The sequence below is a fragment of the Pseudomonas sp. KBW05 genome (assembly GCF_003852405.1).
In the GTDB taxonomy this organism is placed as follows: Bacteria; Pseudomonadota; Gammaproteobacteria; order Pseudomonadales; family Pseudomonadaceae; genus Aquipseudomonas.
Genome location: NZ_QAJM01000018.1, coordinates 170,169 through 191,497, shown reverse-complemented (window position 1 = coordinate 191,497; position 21,329 = coordinate 170,169). Strand labels below are relative to the sequence as shown.

Sequence of the window (21,329 nt, the reverse complement as noted above, 5' to 3'; positions counted from 1 at the left end):
AGATAGAAATGAAAGGCTATATGGTCGTTTTCTTCACCCAACAAAACCGTCGTTATCAGGGAAAGATGCTAGGCGAATGGATCGTCGACGTGGCTAAAGAAATGGGATTACGCGGCGCCACGCTCTGCACCGGAATCGAAGGGTTTGGGCACACTGGGAAACTGCATTCATCGCACTTTTTTGAGCTGGCGGATCAACCCACAGAAATTCGCTTGGCAATCACGGAAGATGAGGCAGAACGGCTGTTCACACGACTGGACTCCGAGGAAATATCGGTGTTTTTCACGAAGACGCCAATCGAGATGGGCACCCTTGGAAAAACGCCTTCCAGTGCAGCCCCCTCCACAACTTCGGAGGTATGAACATGAGCTACGCGGACATCCCAGCTGGCAACGCCATCCCCGATGACTTTTTCACCGTTATCGAGATTCCTGCAAACCACTCGCCGATTAAGTACGAGGTGGACAAGCCGAGCGGACAAATTTTCGTAGACCGCTTCCTCAGCACGCCCATGTTCTATCCGGCCAACTACGGGTTCATTCCAAATACGTTGAGCGATGACGGAGATCCATTGGATGTCCTGGTGATTTGCCCTTACCCGGTATCGCCTGGCGTTGTCATTCGCAGTCGCCCGGTTGGTGTGATGTATATGACTGACGAAGCCGGAGCGGATGCCAAGGTGATCGCAGTGCCTCATGAAAAACTTAGCTCGATATACAGCGACGTAAAGGAGTGCGCCGACCTCCCTGCGTTACTCCTCGCACAGATCCAGCACTTCTTCGAAAACTACAAGGCATTGGAGCCGGGCAAGTGGGTGAAGATGGGCCGTTGGGGGAGCGCGGACGAAGCGCGGGAAGAGATTCGCAAGTCGGTAGCGGCGTATATCCCCAAATAGGCCTACACCAGATTGAAATGCATCTGTCGGAGGGGCGCGCTGAGGTGCTTGCATTTATGCTTCGCCTCAGTTGCTTCAATCATCAAATATCCGAGGAACCACACGCCTGTGAAGAAGGATCGATGCTCGCTCGCCTAGTGAGGCTATGCGCTTGGAGCGCGCTCCTGGGTTTCGTGAGTGAGCCCGTTTCGGGGAACAGACTGGAGGCTGATTAGGGCTTGGTGTAAATCGTTACAGGCTATGTGCCCTGCCGCGTTGGTAAACCCCGGATGTTAAAATAATCGCTTTGGATCAAAGCGCAAGGACACTGATGACTCACAGTAAAACTCCCGCAGAAACCCCTAGAGCAGCCGCGATTCTGGCTCGCTTCCTATCGTCGGAATCCGCTGGCGGCCTTGTACTGATGGGGGCAGCACTCGCGGCTCTGATCGTGGCCAATTCGCCTCTCTCGCAAGGTTATTTTGCCGCCTTGCACAGTGTCTGGCTGGGCATGTCTGTGGAGCATTGGGTCAATGATGGCCTGATGGCTATCTTCTTCCTGATGGTCGGCCTTGAGATCAAAAGAGAGGTTCTAGCAGGTGGGCTTTCCACTTGGGGCCAGCGTGCCTTACCGGGATTCGGTGCTATAGGCGGCATGGTTGTGCCTGCGCTGATCTACATCGCAATCAACTGGGATAATTCTGAGACCTTGAAGGGCTGGGCCATCCCAGCCGCTACCGATATCGCATTCGCCCTGGGCGTCTTGTCGCTGCTGGGTAAGCGAGTCCCGACTTCGTTAAAGGTTTTCCTCGCCGCCTTGGCGATCATTGACGACCTGGGCGCTGTGGTCATCATCGCCTTTTTCTACACCACTGGTCTTTCCATGCCGATGTTGCTGACATCGCTCGCAACCCTGGTCATTCTGATCGCAATGAATCGATTGGGCGTCAGACGATTATTCCCATATTTGCTGGTCGGTGGTGTGCTGTGGTTCTTCGTGCTGCAGTCGGGAGTGCATGCCACCCTTGCGGGTGTTGCCGTTGCACTGTGCGTCCCAATGGGCAAACCTGAAGAGGAGGCCCGGTCTCCACTGCTGTTCCTGGAAGAAAAGCTGCACATGTGGGTAGCGTTCGCTGTGGTGCCGATTTTCGGCTTCGCCAATGCGGGTGTTTCACTGGCCGGTATTTCTATGGAGAATCTAGTCGATCCGGTTCCGCTGGGCGTAGCTCTGGGTCTGTTGGTGGGCAAGCAGATTGGCATTTTCCTATTGGCTGCTCTGGCCATTCGTATGGGCTTGGCCAAACTACCGGAAGGCAGCAATTGGGCACAGCTTTACGGCGTTGCGCTCTTGTGTGGCATCGGCTTCACGATGAGCCTGTTCATCGGCAGCCTGGCATTTGCTGGATCAGCTCACCTGATTGACGAAGTAAAGGTCGGTGTGTTGATCGGTTCGACCCTGGCTGCAATCGGTGGTGTCCTGATTTTACGGCGCAGCGCTGCTCCTGCCGCTTCGCCCGCCACGATTTCCAGTTAAGCGTAAGGTCGCCGGCCAAAGAATTTCTCCCTGATTGAAATTCAGTGGCCGGGAGCTACCGAGGTATCCTTTCAACTGCGGATCGGCACCAACAACTCGGACGCGACTTTTTTCAGCATGAAAGTTTCGCGCTGGATGGACTGCCCCATCGATGACTCCTGACGCTGCATCACGGCTTCATTGTGCGTTATGGCCTCATGCAGGTTGATCCAGACAGGCCGCATTCCATTAGCGATTTCGTGACTTTCCATTCGTACGGGCTCTAGCTGGGGCGCTACCTCGCATTGATAAAAATGCGAGGTCATGTGCATCAGATCGTACTGTGGCTTCCAGTAGGGCCGGTACTCCTCGATGTAACCGTAGTGCTGGAGCACCTGTATTTCACGAGCACCAGTCTCTTCCTCAAGCTCACGCTTCAGGCCTGTGACAATGTCCTCGTCACCATCAAGGCCACCTCCAGGAAAGCTGAAGTCGTTATAGCGCTCGGTGAACAGCAACAGGATCTGTTCGTCCCGCAATACGATGCCTCGAGCAGCATGACGACGGAATACTCTACCCTGCGTGGATTTGAGTTCTGGATGAATAATTTCGGTTATGAGTTGCATATAGTCTTCAGTTCAAACAAGTGATGGAGGCCTAATCATTTATCGGCATTTTCAACGGTTCTTAGTTACTTTTTTCGACTTGTTGAGCGCATCCGATGCACAGCGCAGTGGCGGGATCGAAATCCAACCTGCCTTGAGCTATTGGCTCGTCGCAGTCGACGCAATAGCCATATAAACCTTCGTCAATTCTTCGAAGCGCAGCCTCAATGCGTAGTCGTTCACTCTTCCCTCGTGCTCGGTTGGCGTCCAGCATGGCTTGTTGCTGCAATGCATCCATACGCGAGAGTCTACCTACCTTGCTTTGATCCAACTCGATGGAGTCGCGTGATTGTGCTGAGAACTCAAGATTTTCCAATTCAACCAAGCGGGCAAGTAGCAGATCGCGAGCGTGCTTCCATTTGATCTCATCACTCATGGGCAATGCCTACTGATGCAGTCTGGGGGCGGCAGGCGCGAAACACCTCCGTGAATGTTGCCGATTGGGAACTCACGAAAAAGGCTGTGGATTGGCGGTAGGACAACCGCTCATGCCAGCTATAGGATGGGCCATAAAGTTTTGTGCTTTGGCGCATTGCTGGCATCCCATGGATTAAACCTAACAGAGGTACCGATAATGAGTCACCCCGCGATCTGGACACTGCCTAGTACAGCATCTGTGCTTGCGACCGCAGAGGAGAACGGGATACCACATGTGGTAATGATAGCTAAGCTCGAAATCCATGGTAACAAATCATTAGCTCAGGGCCGGTAGTCGCGGTTGCATCTACGGGGTTGCCGGGCGATGATTCGGCCCGACATATAAGCATCTAGTCATTTTCCTCTCATTTCTAGCTGAGTCAGACCCTTGTAGAAACCAACCAAACACCACTTCGCCATGCCTCCTCCGCCGAGGTATGTGTCCGGTCGCTTCCTGCTCATGAATCAGGACGCGTCATGTGTTTGTGTATCAATGGTTTCTAAATGCGCTTGAAAAATATTTTTCTCAGCTCGGCTCTTTTTGTCCCGATTTTCGCTGTATTTACTGCCGCCTGGTGGCTCCACCCTGATCGCCCTGTATCGGGTTTTTCTTTCTCAGCAGCTGTCGATCAACAGGGGGTTAGCGCTCAGGCACCTTTTTACAGCAGCAGATTTGCCTCCTCGGATCTTGAAGAATTTGTACACGCCTCATCGGTGACGGCACTGCCTGATGGCGGTCTAATGGCGGTATGGTTTGCTGGCTCACGAGAAGGTGCAGCCGATGTACAGGTTCGCGGCGCTCGCTACGACACCGAAACGGCTGAATGGGATGATGAACTCGTTCTTGCAACGCGAGAGTCGACCCAGCGTGCGACTCAAAAATACATACGCAAACTGGGTAATCCGGTTATTGCTTTGGCGCCTGATAACCGTCTTTGGCTCTTCTATGTTTCAGTCTCAGTGGGCGGTTGGGCTGGGAGCGCAATCAATGCAATGCACTCGGATGATTTGGGTAAAAATTGGTCGGCCCCTCAGCAACTGATCACGACTCCCTTTTTGAACATCAGCACGCTCGTGCGCAATGCCCCAATATTTCATCAGGATGGCACCATCGGCTTGCCTGTATACCACGAGTTTTTGGGGAAATTTGCTGAGTATCTTTACATCAGTCCCACCGGGAATGTAATTGATAAAAGCAGAATCAGCAGAGGTAAGCACTCTTTGCAGCCTACGGTTGTGCCCATGGATGAGCGTAACGCGGTAGCTATGCTGCGTTACGCCGGTGACACATTTCACAAAGTGCTCGCGAGCCGTACGGAGGATGCAGGGCAAACCTGGAGTGAGCCTTACCCGCTTGACCCTGCTAACCCAAACTCTTCACTTGCTGCAGTGGCAACACCTAATAGCGGCTTGCTGGTCGCGTTGAATGACCTAAAGGACGGGCGATTCCGACTTCGGCTTATGAGTACCGACTCTAACCTTGACTTCTGGAAGCCGCTGATCAATTTGGATGAGTCTCCAGACCCAGAAGGTAATCCATTTAGCGCTGAAGCCTACCGTGAAATCATCGGCGATAAGTTCCGCCTATCCAGTGGCCCTCGAAGAGAAATACTCGCTGATGAATTCTTGGTGAATCTTGATCAGCGTGTCTGCGAGGATACCGGTTGCAACTTCGAATACGAATATCCCTATTTCATCAAGAGTGACGATGGTCTCTATCATATCGTTTACTCATGGAATAACACCTTCATCAAACACGTCAGCTTCAATGATGCTTGGCTAGAGGAGCAGCTCTAATGCTTGAACTTTGGCAAGCGCATTTGACCCTCGTACTACTCGCGTTCGTCGTTACTCCAAGATTTGGCCTGCGCCCAGGTATGCAAGTGATGTGGCTGATCGTCTTACTGGGAGTCAGTTTTATTTCTATAAATGGGCTTTCGTTAGCAGCCTACTTTCGCAGCTTCACGGACGATGTGGCTATTACGTCCCTTGTGGCGCTTGGATTTGCTGCTGCGGTACGTATGGGACTAGCGACGAGGCAGGATAGTACGGCTCGCTTGCAGCTACTGATCCCTTTGGCGGCGCTGGCCCTCTTTCTCTATCCGGCCACGATGGGGATGACCTACTTTGATCCTTATCGACTGGGTTACAACCCGCGACCGTTGATCATGATTATCGGCGCGATGACCTTGGGGCTGATGGTGTGGAGAAACTGGCTGGGTGTGTGCATGTTCGGCCTGGCCACTTTGGCCTTCAGCTTGGGCGTTAAACCTTCCCCGAATTACTGGGACTACTTGCTCGACCCATTCATTGCTCTCTACTGCTGGGGAGCGTTGATTGTATATGCGATTAACAGGATCTGGCGTGGCCTGTCCGCACGGCGAAAGTTCACGTTGCCGATACGTGTTTGATGGCTAGGCAAACCTACGTTGATAGTTCTATAGATTGAGGATTCAAACGATGGATTGGCTTCACTCGAGACGCTTGCACTACTGGGTTGGTGCAGTAGCAATCCTGTTCGTAACGCTGGCGGCATTGCGCGGGTTGTTCTTCATAGGTTTCTCGGGATTCGCAGCCAGCGCTCTGAGCGAGGTTGAAGCGGTACCGGAAACCCTCGGAATAGGGCTGCGGTTCGACCTTCGTTTGGCAATCCTGCTGATGTTACCCGTCGCCCTGCTGGCGTGGTTGCCGGTGTGGAATTTGACACGCTCACATGCAGTTCGCTGGTTGACGCGGCTCTACCTTGCGCTGGCGCTCGGCGCAGTAATGTTGATCTATATCGTCGACTTCGGTCACTACGCCTATCTGGGTGTGCGCATCAATGCGACCGTATTACGGTTTCTAGAAGACGCGCAGATCTCAACAGACATGGTCTGGCAAACCTATCCTGTGGTGTGGATTAGCCTTGGCTGGGTGGCTGGTACGGCCCTGATTTTTTGGCTATTGCTGCGTCTTGAGCGAGTGACCCTGGATCGTCCTGCAAAGCCCATCAGTCGACTCTCTCTGACCTGGTGCAGCGCACTGATGGTAGTGGCTGTCTTCCTCGGTATTCTGGGCCGCGTCGAGAACATTAACCTGGAAAACCCGGTACCGCTTCGTTGGAGCGACGCCTTCTTCTCTGGCGACAACCAAATTTCAGCTTTAGGCCTGAACCCGGTGATTTTTCTCTACGATACTTTGAGGGTACCCAGTGAGCCCTTTGATCGGGAGCAGGTCGCTGCACACTACGACGTTGTAAGTCGCTATTTAGATGTTGACCAGCCCGATGTTAAAAGCCTGAGTTTTAGCCGTGAACAACCACCGCAACCCTACGCCATCACGGGCAAGCAGCAACCGAACGTGGTTTTCATCATGCTCGAGTCTCTGGGCACCAGCGCTGTCGGGGCTTACGGCAATCCCCTGAACCCCACTCCGAATATTGATCGACTGGCTAAGCAGAGTTGGTTCTTCGAGAACTTCTATGTGCCCGTTACAGGAACAGCAAAAACCGTATGGGCCAGTATCTCCGGCGTACCTGACGTCTCTCGACAGGAAACAGCAACGCGCAACCCCCTAATCACTCGTCAACACAGCTTGATCAATGCAATGAAGGGTTACGACAAGTATTACATGATTGGCGGTAATTCTGGTTGGGCCAACATGAATGCGTTGATTCGTCAGAGCATCGACGATATCCAACTGTTGGACGAGCGTCACTGGAAGTCACCCATGGTAGACGTCTGGGGTGTTTCGGATTTGGATCTGTTCAAGGAAAGCGACAAGATCCTGCGCCGACAGGCTGAGGGCAAACCATTCTTTGCCTACATCCAGACTGCGGGTAACCATCGACCTTTTACCATCCCAAATGAGAACGACGGCTTCGAGGTGCTTGATATACCTCTGGAAACCGTGCAGAACGCTGGCTCTCGCAGCGTGGCTCAATACAACGCGGTACGCCTGTTGGACTTCAACATTGGGCGCCTGATGGAAATTGCTCAAGAAGGCGGTTGGTACGACAACACGATTTTCGTCATGTTTGGCGACCACAACACGCGTATCAGCCAGATTCCGCATATGCCGCCGGCATTCGAAAAACTGGGGCTTGAGAGCAATCAAGTGCCTTTGCTGATCCACGCACCCAAATTGCTCGAGCCGCGTGTGATTGACGAGGCCGTTGGCTTGGTCGACCTGCTACCCAGCGTGCTTGGCATGGCCGGTATTGAATTCCGCAACGGTGCGATGGGAAGAGATATACAGCAGCCAGCTCCAGAAGGAGAGCGTGTTGTTCCTCTGGTGCTCAGAGAGGGCACGTTCCCGCTTATCGGCGGTGTGACAAAGGACTTCCTTTTACAAATGCAGCACGATGGCAGTCAGCCGAGCTTACATGATCTTGAATCGCAAGAGCCCCTGGAAAACGTGGCCGACCTGCATCCCGAAGAGTTTCGCCGTTTGCTTGCGTTGACGCGAGGTCTACATGAGACCTCACGATTAATGCTCTATCAGAACGTCAATACGGATTGAGTTTCACTGTGGAGGCCAGTCATGCTGAGCCTCCGCACAGACGTAAGGATCAATCTCGCATTGCTGTGAACCTCCAGATCGTGCACTCCATCGAGCGGCGATCCGGTAGTACGATTGCAACGATTATGTATTGGCGCCTAGCGTGGGCCTTGAATAACCGCCCATGACGCCTTCTTTTGAAAGAACCCACTGCCACAGTTGGATATCGCGCGCACGAAACGCTCCAGCACACGACAAGAGATAGTAGCGCCACATTCGATAGAATCGGTCACCTAACTCTGCTGAAAATTGTGGCCATGCGGCTTCAAAGTTGGCGTGCCAAGCCATCAAGGTCTTATCGTAGTCAGCACCGAAGTTATGTAAATCTTCGACCACAAAAAGCCCGCCTACGGCGTCGCCGATTTGACCGATTGATGGTAGGTCGCCATTCGGAAAAATGTACTTATCGATCCATGGGTCGGGCGTAGTGTTGCGCTCGTTTTTTCCGATGGTATGCACCAGGCACAATCCGTCATCTACAAGGCAACGGGAGGCAACTTCCATAAACTCCCGATGGTTCTTACGGCCAACGTGCTCGAACATCCCCACGCTAACGACTCGATCAAAAGCGCCATGTACTTCTCGATAATCCTGGAGCCGAAACTCCAGTGGCAATCCGACGTAACGTTTTTTTGCCCAATCGGTCTGCTCCTTGGAGATTGTAACGCCCACGCACTCGACGCCATAGTGTTCAGCGGCGTACCCCATAAAACTGCCCCAGCCGCACCCAATGTCTAAAACTCGCATTCCAGGCTTCAATTGGAGTTTTCTGCAAATCAACTCGAGCTTGGCTTCCTGAGCTTCTGCAAGGTTACTAGCGTTTTCCCAGTAGCCGCAGGTATAGGCCATTCTTGGATCAAGCATTGCCGAGTAAAAGTCGTTGCCCAAATCGTAATGCGCCTCGCCTACTTGCCAGGCACGCGTTGTATTCTGTCGGTTAAGCAAGCGAACGCGCAGAGCATGGAATATCAACTTGAACGGCTGAACATGTTGATCGAGATGTGCCCGTAGTAAGTGACAGAAAAACTCGTCTAGTCTTTCCGCATCCCAGTCACCATTCATATAGGCATCACCTAGCCCTAGGCTGCCATGAGCAAATGCTCGTTCAGGAACGTTACTCGCATTAAGATGCATGTCCCAAGGGCGATCTCCGCCAATGCGTATGTCAGCTTTCTCAAGCAATTCAATCATCATCCTGTGAATACTGGATTCACGAGAGATAAATGAGGAAGGATTTGTAAGTGATTTTTGAGCCATTTCTTATATCCCGTGTTATGCCTCTTATTAAGAAGAGCTTCAAACATGGGTGGCCTCGAAAACTACTCCCGAGGCAACCTTTTCCAACAGCCGTTCACCTTCGAGTTGGCAAGTAGCTAGGTAAGAACAGCATAGGAATTGCCGTGCTACGTAGGGTTCTGCTTATTATGTTACCGACGAAAAACCCTTGGATTTTCGAATTTCCGCAAGTGCTCATCACCAATATATCTATTTTTTCTTGTTCACAATAACGTTCAATAACGATTTCATACTCACCGGGCATCACTTCAGCCTGCACGGTAAAGTTATTATTCTGTAATAAGTTCCTTGCCCAATCCACTTGACTCCATGCAGTATCAGACTCTGCGTCGATCATCAAGAGGTGGCATTTTATACCCTTCAAAAAAGGGCTATGCGCTATGGCCTCAACTGTTTTACAGTCGGTCTCGCTCCCATCGAAAACGATTAAGAAGCTTCGGGGTATATTGAACTGGGACGGCGTAACGAGCACAGGACAATTAAGTGTCAGAATGACATTCTCTACTCCCAACCCAACGCGCTCTCCTGGTGCTCCGCTGGTGTCTCCGTTTCGGCCAATAATCAACAGTTTGATTTCGCTTTCAATTTCTTGAATGCAATTAACCAATTTTCCATGGCGTTGCCGTCCTTGGGGGTGCACGATACCCAGTTGGTCTACACGATGCTTCGCCGCCTCAAGCAAATAATCGCCATGCTCTTTTGCCAAGGTATTACGTTGTTCATCGAGCTTTGCAAGTTCTTGCAAGAGCCGATCTCGAATACCGATACTAAGTGTCCCGCTTAGATCAGAAGGAGGCGCACATTCTTTCGTCAATGCGTGTAAAAACGTCAACGGGGCAGCGAGACGAACACTTGCCCATGCAGCGTAATCACATACTGCAGTTGACGACGCTGAGCCATCAATGCAGGCCATTACGTGAGTCATTGAGTTCTCCATGAATCAGTGCCCCATCAATTGATCGATAGCGTCAGGCTTATCGTGGACTCCGAAACGGTCAACGATAGTCGCGCTTGCCTCATTAAGGCCCAGCACCTCAACCTCTGTACCTTCACGCCTGAATTTGATGACGACTTTGTCCAACGCAGCAACTGCTGTGATGTCCCAAAAGTGTGCAAAGGAGAGATCAATGACAACTTTCTCCAAAGCTTCCTTGAAGTCAAACGAATCAACAAATTTATCTGCAGAGTTGAAAAAAACTTGACCAACCACAGAATACTTACGCTCGATCCCGTTTTCGTCGGCTTCAGAACTAACGTACATGTAATGGCCGATTTTGTTGGCAAAAAACATTGCTGCAAGCAATACACCCACCAGCACCCCGTAAGCGAGGTTGTGTGTTGCGACAACCACTACCACGGTGGCCACCATAACAATATTGGTGGATAACGGATGCTTTTTAAGGTTGCGCAATGAGTCCCAACTGAAGGTTCCTATTGCCACCATAATCATCACAGCGACCAGCGCAGCCATAGGGATTTGTGCCAGCCACTCGCCCAAGAATACCACCATAAGCAACAGGAAAACGCCCGCTGCCAGAGATGACAGCCTTGTACGTCCTCCAGACTTCACATTAATAATTGACTGGCCGATCATTGCACATCCAGCCATACCACCCAAAAGTCCAGATGCGATATTTGCAATCCCCTGGCCTTTACACTCCCGGTTTTTGTTACTCGGTGTATCAGTTAGGTCGTCAATAATTGTCGCCGTCATCATTGACTCTAACAGGCCGACCACTGCAAGAGCTGCTGAGTAAGGAAAGATGATCGCCAAGGTTTCAAAATTGAGCGGTACATCCGGCCAAAGGAAGAATGGCAGAGTATCTGGTAACGAACCCATGTCTCCTACGGTACGAATATCAAGTCCAAGGTATATAGCAACAGCGGTGAGTACGATGATGCATGCAAGGGGAGATGGGAGAAGCTTTCCAATCTTAGGTACATAGGGAAACAGATAAATGATGCCCAACCCCGCCAACGTCATCGCATACACTTGCCATGTAACATTAGTTAATTCTGGGAGCTGAGCCATGAAAATCAGGATGGCTAACGCGTTAACGAAACCTGTCACCACAGAGCGGGAAACAAACCGCATCAAGCTTCCAAGTTTCAAATATCCAGCAACAATCTGCAGTACACCAGTCAGTAACGTCGTAGCAAGGAGATATTGAAGCCCATGATCTTTTACTAAAGTTACCATTAATAGCGCCATCGCGCCTGTGGCGGCGGTAATCATACCTGGCCGTCCGCCTACGAAGGCAATGACCACTGATATACAGAATGAAGCGTAGAGACCCACTTTCGGATCGACCCCGGCGATGATCGAAAATGCTATTGCCTCTGGAATCAGCGCAAGGGCTACGACTATACCGGCCAATAAATCGCCTCTTATATTGGACAGCCAAGATTGCTTTATTGTTTGAAGCATTCGATTTTCCGTACAGATACATTAATAATTGGCTACTCGTTAAGAAAGTTGCCTTTGAGTATTTAGGTTAAATTTTAACTACATGGTATTTGGCTTTTAATCAAGTAATAAGAGGGTAGCAGGTCGAGGCCAAAAGCCTGATCTGATTTCATTGGGTGGTAAAAGCCCTATTTCTAAAATTAGCTGTGCACCAGTGCTCAACGGGAACGCAACAGTGAGCTTAAGTTTAGAAGTGGGCCTGCCTCACTAAGGCGGAATACCGAGTTTTGTTATGAATCCGGTACGCACCAGCGCGTCCCGACTATGCATTAAGCAAGGCCGGTGACGCATTAGAGTAAAACTTAAAATTGGCGGCATTAGCCCCCCATTTCAAAGCCCCAAATACACCATGCGTCGGAATGCATCAGTGGTTAGCTGCTGAATATGACTTCCAGATAAATACCAGGCTACTCAGCAGACAACGAACAGCATCGATTGGGTGGTGATCAGGCGACGTGTAAAATTACCGTCGTGCGTGGCGACGGCGGAGTGCCAAAAAGCCTGCATTGTAAAATGCAAACGTGCGGCGCTAAAGCGAGGGGGATGGCTGTCTAAGGTGGACTAACAACCAGAAGGGAGCAGAAATTCATCATGTGTCTTCGTATCGCCTGACATTGAATTTGCCAAAATTTTAACATATTCCTCATCGCCTTAGGGAGTAAATTTTCGAATATGGTCAAAATTTTAATGACCAACGTTGAACCCTGACGTCTGAATGTCCATTTTTTCTTGTACGCATAAGTCATTTGGAAGAATCCTCCGGTATGCCTCTCATGCTGAGACTAATTTGACCTCTATAGTCAATATTGGTGACTCTCACAGATAGCGAGTCTCCCAAGCTTAGATATTCATAAAGCTGACCTAACGGTTGCTCGGCAACCTCAGATAGCCGCAGCGTTCCATAACATCCATATGGTAATGAAATACAAGCGAAACCTACCTCTAAACTGAACACGTGCCCATGATAAATTCTGCCAGGGACTATGAGACAATCAGAGTTCTCCAGAGTGGGAATTAACGACTTATCTTCCGGGTCTGATACTTTTAGTGAAGACTGCTGACAGCGAGTGCTTCGAATTTGGGCGCTGGATGACTGGTGGCTCAGCGCTGAACAGAGACTATTATGCTCAAGAATTAGCTGCGTGTAGGTTGCATTAGATAGCCAGTAGCGCTCGTCAGGCTCAAGCTGAAAACTTCTGCTTTCAAGTATCGTATTGAATGATCGATTGGAACCCTCAACTTCAAGTCGATTTAACAGATTGCCAAGTAACTGCTGTCTAGCTAGGAGATCTTGTCTGGGAGATTTAAAAGTTAGTCTACGCATTATCATTCCTCTTATTTGGCACCATTAGGGGAAATCTAGGAACGTATCGGGCAAAGTCTAAATCATTAATCTACATTCGGTTAACCTCCTCGCTAGGGTTTCCTCCGGCTTTACACGAAATTAAAAAAGCCTACTGAGTCCGTCGAACGCGGCGACTCGATAAGCCTCTGCCATGGTTGGATAATTGAACGTCGTATTGACGAAATATTTCAAAGTATTTGCCGACCTACGTTGATTCATAATTGCCTGTCCAATATGGACGATTTCTGCTGCTTGATAGCCAAAGCAATGTACACCTAACACTTCTAAGGTATCTCGGTGAAATAGAATTTTCAGCATGCCTACCGGTTCAACGGCAATTTGTGCACGCGCCATAGATTTGAAAAAGGCTTTACCTACTTCATAAGGTATTTTGGCGTCAGTTAGTTCCCGCTCGTTTTTCCCTACCGAGCTGATCTCGGGGATGGTGTAGATACCGGTAGGTACGTCATTAACGAACCTCCAACTTCCGCTTTCAATCAGATTCTCAGCAGCCGAGCGTCCCTGGTCATAGGCAGCACTAGCGAGGCTGGGCCAACCAATCACATCCCCGGCAGCAAAGATATTGGGGACTTCCGTACGATAGTCTTGGTCAACTTGAATTTGACCACGGCTATTGGCTTCGATCCCAATATTTTCGAGCATGAGATCCTCAGTATTTCCTGAGCGTCCGTTACACCAAAGCAATGCGTCCGCCTTGATTTTTTTGCCGGATTTCAAGTGTAGGATGACGGAGCTATCAAATACCTCAATGCTCGCGTACTCCTCGTTGTGACGGATTAAAACGTTATTATTCCGAAGATGGTAGCTTAGAGCATCGGAAATTTCATCATCTAGAAAACTAAGTAGTTGTTCACGGTTGTCAATTAATTCAACCATCACTCCTAGCCCGCTAAATATTGACGCATACTCACACCCAATCACCCCCGCGCCATAAATAATTAGCTTACGAGGCGTATGATTAAGACTCAGAATTGAATCGCTGTCGTATATTCGCGCATGGGAGAAATCTACATCCGCCGGATGGTAGGGGCGAGACCCTGTAGCTATCACAACTTCCTTAGCTATTAGCGTTTCTACTTCACCGCCAGCACCAATTACATTTAAAGTTTGTTCGTCTACGAAACTTGCTATACCAAAGAAAGTATCGACCCGATTGCGAGCGTAATAGCTTGTGCGTGAGGCGACCTGCTTAGTTATGACTTGTTCCGCACTTTTTAATACGTCTGGAAACGAGAACCAGCGTGGCTCACCAATTTGTCTAAACATGGGATTGGTGTTGAACTGCATTATTTGTCGAACGGAATGTCGCAAAGCTTTTGAGGGAATAGTACCAAGGTGGGTGCAGTTACCACCAACCTGAGCGCGGCTATCCACAACAGCTACTTTGCGGCCATTTTTTGCCGAGTTCATGGCAGCACCTTCTCCTGCCGGGCCTGAACCTACAATGACAACGTCATAATTGTAAACTGCCACTCAACCTCCTCAACAAATCAAACTTTTTAAGGTACCTATTGTATTGATTATTTAAAACATCAGTATCCGCGATTCCTAGTGATCTCAGGATGTAACGCCTTGACAGACAGTTGGCCTTGACCATGGTGATTGACTGATTGGCACACTACACGAATGCATTCCCCTATCTTAAATTGCTCTCTTACTGGGACATGTGTATTTATTAATTGCTCGAGAGGGAGAAAGCCTTCACGTCCGGGAGACAAATTAACCAGTACACCATTCGCCTGTATACCGCTCACCACACCCTCAAAAATTTGACCGGGCTTAAGTGGCTTAAGTGTTTTCTGAATTGCGAGGATCGCGTTTTGCAGACTATCATCATTACTTGCACTGACTCGAACGGTTCCGTCTGGAAAAACCTCAACATTGCTATAAGTCTGCTGGCAGATTGCTTTTACAACGCTTCCGCCACGGCCAACTAATTGCCCGGTTTTCCGTGATGATATCTTCAGGATTTGTACTCTAGGTGCAAACTCACTCAGCTCTCTCGGAAAGGCAACACACTCTTTCATAAGTGCAATCAAAGAAAGGCGCGCTTGCTTAGCATTACTTAACAACTCTTGCAATATATCTCTTGTGAGAAGTGTTTTGCTTCGCAAATTAATTCCAGCAATACCAGTCATTGTCCCAGCAATTGTGGCAACGACATTGCAAGATGCTCTTTCAAAATCGTCGGGATCAATCAGCGGAACAAGTTGGGAGGGTGAACAAATTAAACCCACCTCTACCGCGCCGACAACAGAAAATAGCGGCACTCCTGCGTCTAACATAGATAGCATTGCTGTGCACAAAATTTCATCTGGCGAGCATGAATGCCTCCCAACTGGCTCTACATCTACATGGATTACGTAGGGGAACATATCTAACTTTGGTAGCACAAACCTCAAGGTATCGGCTACCCAGCGTCCGGCATTTAAAGCATGATTAGGAATTGGGTATCTCGCGCCTGCATCATCTGGAGAGTTATGAATATGGACATCAAAGCTGTTCTTTGCTTCAGTATACTGACCATTCAAGGAAGAGCGATCTCTACCCAAGGTCGTGAGCGCAATCGCGCTATGATCTCCAGTCGTATAACTGGCAGATCCATGGGCTCTTGGAAATAAGTGGGTTTTAATTTTTCTCGTATGAAGAGTTGCATGGATGTCACTTGATGACACTGCATTTAAATAATATTCCCTAAGAGTCTCCTGTACGCATTGGTAGAAGTAAACGGCGATTATCTCTTTCCGGCTTCCATCAATTTCGTTAATGCAGATCGCTATCTCCACCGCTTTTTGTAGATCACTTAACTGGTTTGAAAGATCTTTTTTCAAATTTTCCTGAAAAAGCTTCATCAGTGATGTTTTAGCAAGCGCAGCAACTTTTCTTTTTAGTGTTGTTTCGACAGTTTTTGCGAAACTCTTACTACTGGGTGAGTGTTCCAGGATCCATTCTTTTATCGAGCTGCTTGTTTTATGAATATCTCTCTGCCCAGCCTCAATTGCACAAATCAACTCTAATTCATCAAGTTCATTAGTAATGCCGCGCACTTGAATGGTCTGCGAAGAACTTCCGTACACCCACAAGTCGCACTGCGATTTTTCAATCGCGCTATTACTAGGGTTAGTGCAGAAGACGCCATTTATTTTCGCTAAGCGCGCCAAAACTATAGGGTCTGCATGCTGCGGCAAAGTAATTCCTAGCGCACAGCTTGCTGCAATGACAGCTGCGACAATTGGATCGACTTGAGGGTCACGTGAAAAGACTAGGATGTTTAACTCTATTCTTAATTCGTGTTTGTCGGGGAGGGTGTCGTTTAGCACTGATTGGAGTTCTAGAGATCTGCTTTCCTCTACTTTGTTGATCTCGGTTTGGTGGATATGTGAATCATCGGGAATTCGGCCACGTGCATAGCTTCGCTCTACAAATGAGACCACTAAGCCTGGTGGGCGAGACTGAAAAGAAGGGGGCGGCACATGACAAGTGGCCAGAACGACGCTTTGTCCAACATGAACCATCACTGGCGAACCAGTATGTTCAGCGGTCGATCCGAGTTCAATGAAAACCGGATGTTCGCCAAAGCTAAAACGCTTGCTAGAACTGCTCATAGGTATCCTCTCGCGAACCAAGAATTGAAAGGCTTGGGCGAGGTGACGCTATGGCGCTTTACGCTCCGCTAAAGAGCTTTTAGTAGAAATATACATTGGTGTCTGCCATTCTTTTGCAGTTTATTTGATTTTTCGTACGGCTGTTACCATACGCTAAAAAAGGAATGATGACAATTTAAAGGTGGCCGCCAAGGAGATGTTAAGATAAAGATCTGACATAACATTCTGTTTTATAAGCTTTTTTTGTCGAGGGCTTTTTACTCTTTGCCAGGATGGGCAGAGCCTCTCCTTGTGGCCGACAGTAGACATCTATTCCTCATTCTACGAATTGTTCCCATACGCTTAAACTCTCCCCCTAAACTCACATCAGCTCTGCCGCGCGCTGTCATGTTTTTCTAACATTTCGTTTCTGTCGTGGTCTGATTTCAATTGGCCGCCTCCGCATCTGTTTTCAGGTGCTGCAAGGTTTCTAGATTGTCTAAAATGTTATATCTGCTTTACCTTGACGGTTTGAAAGTTCATTTATGCGGTGAAAGTAATGATGCAGGACTTACGAAGTATCAGAAGCGAGATTAGCGATGTATAAATATTTAAAATTTGTTAGTTTGAACTGGAAGGGTCTTTTATTTGGTGCGACCCTCATGGCAACCTCTAGTTTTGGGCAAACTTATTTTGTGGCACTTTATAGCGGTAGTTTTAGAGGTTTTTTTTCGCTCTCGGATGGCGAGCTTGGAGCTATATACGCAGTAGCAACGCTTTTTAGCGCATTAACCCTTCCCTGGGTCGGACGTCTAATAGACCGTGTGTCGCTATTTCGATATACCCTTTTTGTCGCCATGGGTCTAGTGCTAGCATCATTGGTTACTGCTTTCAGTGTAGGGTTTATAACTCTAGGAATTGGCTTTTATTTGTTAAGATTGAGTGGTCAAGGATTGATGGTTCATACCGCTATGACAGCAACTGCTAGGAAATTTCCATTTGATGCAGGGAAAGCGCTTGGTGTCATCGCCCTGGGTTTAGCACTGGCTCAAGCGTTGATGCCTTTAGCAGCGGTGGGACTGATCGGTGCAATTGGATGGCGCTTGGCATGGGTCGTGAACGCCTTAACCGTCGCAGCAATAATAGCTTTTGCCTTAAGGCTACTTCCAACTACTATTTCCATAGAAAAAAAGTATAGCGATAGAATCACTGTCCCCCCAACCGCTCTTAGGTTATGGCGTGACCCGCGAATTCTACTGACATTGCCAATTGTTTTGGCCTCGCCATTTATTACAACCGGGTTCTTCTTTCACCAAGGTCGGTTATCAGAAGAGATGAACTGGAGTATTGCGTGGATTGCGGGATGGTTTATAGCTTATGCACTCACTCAAGCCTTATCTTTGATAATCTCTGGCCCTATGTTGGATCGCTATGGCCCGGTGCGGATTCTTCCCTTTTTTATGGCGCCGCAAGGTATAGCAATGGTGGCGCTGTATCTGTCTAGTTCGATATGGGTCGCTCCTCTATATCTAATATTGACGGGAGTCTCTTCAGCTGTTGCATCAACACTATCTACAGCTTTGTGGATGCAATTGTATGGTCAAGAACAACTAGGTCGAATTAGATCTTTAGTTGGAGCTTGGAGCGTGGTTGCTAGTGGAGCCTCTCCGGTAATCATGGGTATACTTATCGATCAAGGCATCACTCTTAGATTTCAAGCGCTTGGCTGTCTTGCTTTTATATTCATTGCTAGTCTTCTTTCAACTAAAGCGACTCTTCTGGGGCGTGCAAACCATCCGAGCTAAAAGAAACTAAATATTTAAAAGGCAGATTTTAGTTTTTCGATGGCGCAGGTCTCATATATCTGCCCATGGAGTTTCTCACATGTAAGAAACTCCATGGCTGTGGATCAATCTTAGCGAAGCAATAGTACCGGTATAGTTGCCGTTCGCAACATTGTTGTAGTTGTGCTGCCTACCAGAAACTGCCGGATACGTGAATGCCCGTAGGCTCCCATGACTAGGAGGTCAATGGCGTGCTCGGCTTGATAGGCATGCAGAACTGACTCAACTTCGCCTGGCCGGATTTCGGTCTGAACTGTCAGGCCGGATGAGGCAAGTACACTTCTTGCTTTCTCGAGTTCGTTCTGATTATCGTGAGAATCTGCTCCAACCATAACGATATGAATTGGTAAGCCTTTGCACAACGGGCTTGCAGCAAGCGTCAACAAGGTCTTGTGGCCAATAGCGCTTCCGTCAAATGCAACCATGACGGCTTCAGGTTTTTTAAATTGGCTGGTTGTAATCAAGATAGGACGATGGATAGTTCTGACTACCGCTTCAATCTGACTTCCAAGGCTTTCGGTACTATGAGCGCTATCTTCGCCAACCCTTCCAATCACCAGTAATCGAATATCGTCCTGAAGATCATTCAGGCTCTCGACGAGATGACCGTGGCGCTGCTTCAGATCAGGTGAAATGACGCCAGAGCTGACTGTCCGCTCGCGAGCCTTTTCAAGCATGTGCTGGCCATGCTCCAAGGCCAGTTTGGCACGCTGCGCATCTAGCGTGGCCAGCTCATCCAGCAGATGCTCTCGACTGCCAAGACCGATGTTGCCGCTCAGGTCTGCAGATGCTGGGTATTTCCCCTCATCCAAAACATGCAGCAAGGTAAGTGGCGCGCTAAGTCGTTGCGACGCCCATGCTGAGTAGTCGCAGACCGCCAGCGAGGATTGTGAGTTATCAATGCATGCCATTACGTGGGTCATTGTCAATCTCCTTAGTGGCTCATAAGTTTGTCGATGGCGTCAGGTTTGTCATGCACGCCAAAACGGTCAACGATAGTAGCGCTGGCTTCGTTCAGGCCCAGCACCTCAACCTCTGAACCTTCGCGACGGAACTTGATGACTACCTTGTCCAGCGCTGCAACCGAAGTGATGTCCCAGAAATGGGCCTGGGTCAGGTCGATGGTGACTTTGTTCAGGGCTTCCTTGAAGTCAAAAACGTCGGTGAATTTGTCTGATGAGCTGAAGAACACCTGGCCCACCACACGGTAAGTTCGGTGAGACTTCGTTTCTTCAAGCGTGCTCTTAATATCGAGGTAGTGTCCGACCTTGTTCGCAAAGAACAGCGATGCCAGCAGCACTCCCACCAGTACACCGTAGGCCAGGTTATGCGTCGCGACGACCACCACGACAGTCGCAACCATGACGATGTTGGTCGACAGTGGGTGCTCTTTAAGATTGCGCAGGGAATCCCAGCTAAAAGTGCCGATGGAGACCATGATCATCACGGCTACCAATGCGGCCATTGGGATCTTGGAGAGCCATTCCCCCAGGAACACGACCATCAATAGCAAGAAGATGCCTGCGCATAAAGTTGAAAGGCGAGTACGACCACCAGACTTCACGTTGATGATTGACTGGCCAATCATGGCGCAGCCGGCCATACCACCCAGCAGGCCAGATGCAATGTTTGCAACCCCTTGACCTTTGCATTCGCGGTTCTTGTTGCTGGTGGTATCGGTCAAATCATCGACGATGGTCGCCGTCATCATGGACTCAAGCAAACCGACTACAGCCAAGGCAGCTGAATACGGGAAAATGATACGCAGGGTTTCAAAGTTCAGCGGGACTTCAGGCCACAAGAAGATTGGCAGCGTGTCTGGCAACTGGCCCATGTCACCTACGGTGCGGATATCCAACCCCAGGTAAATCGCGATAGCGGTCAGTGTCAGGATGCACACCAGCGGCGAAGGAATCAGCTTGCCGATCTTCGGTATATACGGAAACAGGTAGATGATTCCCAGGCCCGCTGCGGTCATGGCGTAGACATGCCAGGTGACGTTGGTGAGTTCGGGCAGCTGCGCCATGAAAATCAGAATCGCCAGTGCATTCACAAAGCCTGTGACTACTGAGCGCGAGACAAAGCGCATCAGCGAACCTAGCTTCAGGTAACCCGCGAGGATTTGGAGCACCCCACAGAGCAACGTAGCTGCCAGCAGATACTGAAGCCCGTGATCTTTCACCAGTGTAACCATCAACAATGCCATAGCACCGGTAGCTGCCGAGATCATCCCAGGGCGACCACCGACGAAGGCAATGACGGCGCAGATACAGAAGGAAGCGTAGAGACCGACCTTGGGGTCGACGCCGGCGATTATGGAAAAGGCGATTGCTTCCGGGATCAGCGCAAGCGCGACCACTATCCCCGCGAGGACGTCTCCACGGATGTTGGAAAGCCAAGTTTGTTTGAGTGTTTGCAGCATAGAAATATCCAAGGCAATGCACCACATGCCGGCCAGACAAAAGGCGAGCGTGTCGATACGAATTCAAATTGTGAGGATTGTTCGATGAGTGCTTAGGGTGTAGGAACCGGTCACACAGCAGTACGCAGCCGCGAGCGGAGCTGGCGGAGCGAGGTATTGCGAGGGGGCGTAGCGCTAAGGCGGCGTAGGCTGCCAGTAGATCGTTTGGAGTACAGTCATGCTGGTGTTCCTGTAGCTCAAGGGTAAACAGAACCGACAGTATATAGGAAAGCTGGTGTCGATTACGATCCACCGCTCAGCTTTGCACCCGCTGAGCTTTAAGATAGAGCTAGGTAGGGAGCG

The 21,329-nt window shown here is 49.5% G+C and carries 16 protein-coding genes; 7 read left to right on the top strand and 9 right to left on the bottom strand.

Features of this window, described 5'->3' with window-relative positions; all coding sequences use genetic code 11:
• Positions 1-8 precede the first annotated feature (8 nt).
• The 3 genes from DBR46_RS18030 (at position 9) to nhaA (ending at position 2,408) form a co-directional block, all read left to right on the top strand.
• Positions 9-362: a DUF190 domain-containing protein gene (locus DBR46_RS18030; protein ID WP_124527275.1), complete on the top strand. Its 354-nt coding sequence runs from the start codon at positions 9-11 to the stop codon at positions 360-362.
• 2 nt (positions 363-364) lie between these two features.
• Entirely contained in the window at positions 365-895 is a 531-nt protein-coding gene (ppa, locus tag DBR46_RS18025) for an inorganic diphosphatase (protein ID WP_124527274.1), read from the top strand.
• Between the two features lie 310 nt (positions 896-1,205).
• Positions 1,206-2,408: a Na+/H+ antiporter NhaA gene (gene nhaA / locus DBR46_RS18020; protein ID WP_124527273.1), complete on the top strand. Its 1,203-nt coding sequence runs from the start codon at positions 1,206-1,208 to the stop codon at positions 2,406-2,408.
• Positions 2,409-2,479: 71 nt separating this feature from the next.
• On the opposite strand, the gene DBR46_RS18015 is transcribed toward nhaA, so the two are convergent.
• Positions 2,480-3,013, bottom strand: a complete 534-nt coding sequence (locus tag DBR46_RS18015; protein ID WP_124527272.1) for an NUDIX hydrolase — start codon at positions 3,011-3,013, stop codon at positions 2,480-2,482.
• Between the two features lie 61 nt (positions 3,014-3,074).
• Positions 3,075-3,428, bottom strand: coding sequence for a TraR/DksA family transcriptional regulator (locus DBR46_RS18010; RefSeq protein WP_124527271.1), 354 nt, complete (start codon positions 3,426-3,428; stop codon positions 3,075-3,077).
• 545 nt (positions 3,429-3,973) lie between these two features.
• On the opposite strand from DBR46_RS18010, the gene DBR46_RS18005 reads away from it, so the two are divergent.
• The 3 genes from DBR46_RS18005 to DBR46_RS17995 are packed head-to-tail and all read left to right on the top strand — an operon-like array spanning position 3,974 to position 7,969.
• On the top strand, positions 3,974-5,266 hold the full coding sequence (locus DBR46_RS18005; RefSeq protein WP_124527270.1) for an exo-alpha-sialidase: 1,293 nt from the start codon (positions 3,974-3,976) through the stop codon (positions 5,264-5,266).
• Complete coding sequence (locus DBR46_RS18000; RefSeq protein ID WP_124527269.1) at positions 5,266-5,880, top strand: hypothetical protein; 615 nt, start codon at positions 5,266-5,268, stop codon at positions 5,878-5,880. Before DBR46_RS18005 ends, DBR46_RS18000 begins: the two co-directional genes overlap by 1 nt.
• Before the next feature lie 49 nt (positions 5,881-5,929).
• Positions 5,930-7,969 (top strand): LTA synthase family protein, encoded by a 2,040-nt coding sequence (locus DBR46_RS17995; RefSeq protein ID WP_124527268.1) that lies wholly within the window; start codon positions 5,930-5,932, stop codon positions 7,967-7,969.
• Between the two features lie 123 nt (positions 7,970-8,092).
• Here the strand turns inward: DBR46_RS17995 and cfa are convergent, their stop codons facing one another.
• The 5 genes from cfa to DBR46_RS17970 all read right to left on the bottom strand — a co-directional run bounded on the left by cfa (position 8,093) and on the right by DBR46_RS17970 (position 16,742).
• Complete coding sequence (gene cfa, locus DBR46_RS17990) at positions 8,093-9,265, bottom strand: cyclopropane fatty acyl phospholipid synthase (protein ID WP_124527267.1); 1,173 nt, start codon at positions 9,263-9,265, stop codon at positions 8,093-8,095.
• A 94-nt stretch (positions 9,266-9,359) separates the two neighbouring features.
• Positions 9,360-10,229, bottom strand: coding sequence for a universal stress protein (locus tag DBR46_RS17985; RefSeq protein WP_158619158.1), 870 nt, complete (start codon positions 10,227-10,229; stop codon positions 9,360-9,362).
• A 15-nt stretch (positions 10,230-10,244) separates the two neighbouring features.
• Positions 10,245-11,732 (bottom strand): SulP family inorganic anion transporter, encoded by a 1,488-nt coding sequence (locus DBR46_RS17980; protein ID WP_124527265.1) that lies wholly within the window; start codon positions 11,730-11,732, stop codon positions 10,245-10,247.
• Between the two features lie 1,483 nt (positions 11,733-13,215).
• The gene (gene sthA / locus DBR46_RS17975; RefSeq protein WP_124527264.1) at positions 13,216-14,610 is read right to left on the bottom strand and encodes a Si-specific NAD(P)(+) transhydrogenase; all 1,395 of its coding nucleotides are present in this window, start codon (positions 14,608-14,610) and stop codon (positions 13,216-13,218) included.
• Between the two features lie 59 nt (positions 14,611-14,669).
• On the bottom strand, positions 14,670-16,742 hold the full coding sequence (locus DBR46_RS17970) for a S1 RNA-binding domain-containing protein (protein WP_124527263.1): 2,073 nt from the start codon (positions 16,740-16,742) through the stop codon (positions 14,670-14,672).
• Positions 16,743-17,320: 578 nt separating this feature from the next.
• Between DBR46_RS17970 and DBR46_RS17965 the strand changes: the two genes are divergently transcribed.
• Positions 17,321-18,526 (top strand): MFS transporter, encoded by a 1,206-nt coding sequence (locus DBR46_RS17965; protein ID WP_124527262.1) that lies wholly within the window; start codon positions 17,321-17,323, stop codon positions 18,524-18,526.
• Between the two features lie 110 nt (positions 18,527-18,636).
• Here the strand turns inward: DBR46_RS17965 and DBR46_RS17960 are convergent, their stop codons facing one another.
• Together DBR46_RS17960 and DBR46_RS17955 are read right to left on the bottom strand one after the other, a co-directional pair.
• On the bottom strand, positions 18,637-19,488 hold the full coding sequence (locus tag DBR46_RS17960) for a universal stress protein (RefSeq protein WP_124527261.1): 852 nt from the start codon (positions 19,486-19,488) through the stop codon (positions 18,637-18,639).
• An 11-nt stretch (positions 19,489-19,499) separates the two neighbouring features.
• Positions 19,500-20,987 (bottom strand): SulP family inorganic anion transporter, encoded by a 1,488-nt coding sequence (locus DBR46_RS17955; protein WP_124527260.1) that lies wholly within the window; start codon positions 20,985-20,987, stop codon positions 19,500-19,502.
• Positions 20,988-21,329: the final 342 nt, after the last annotated feature.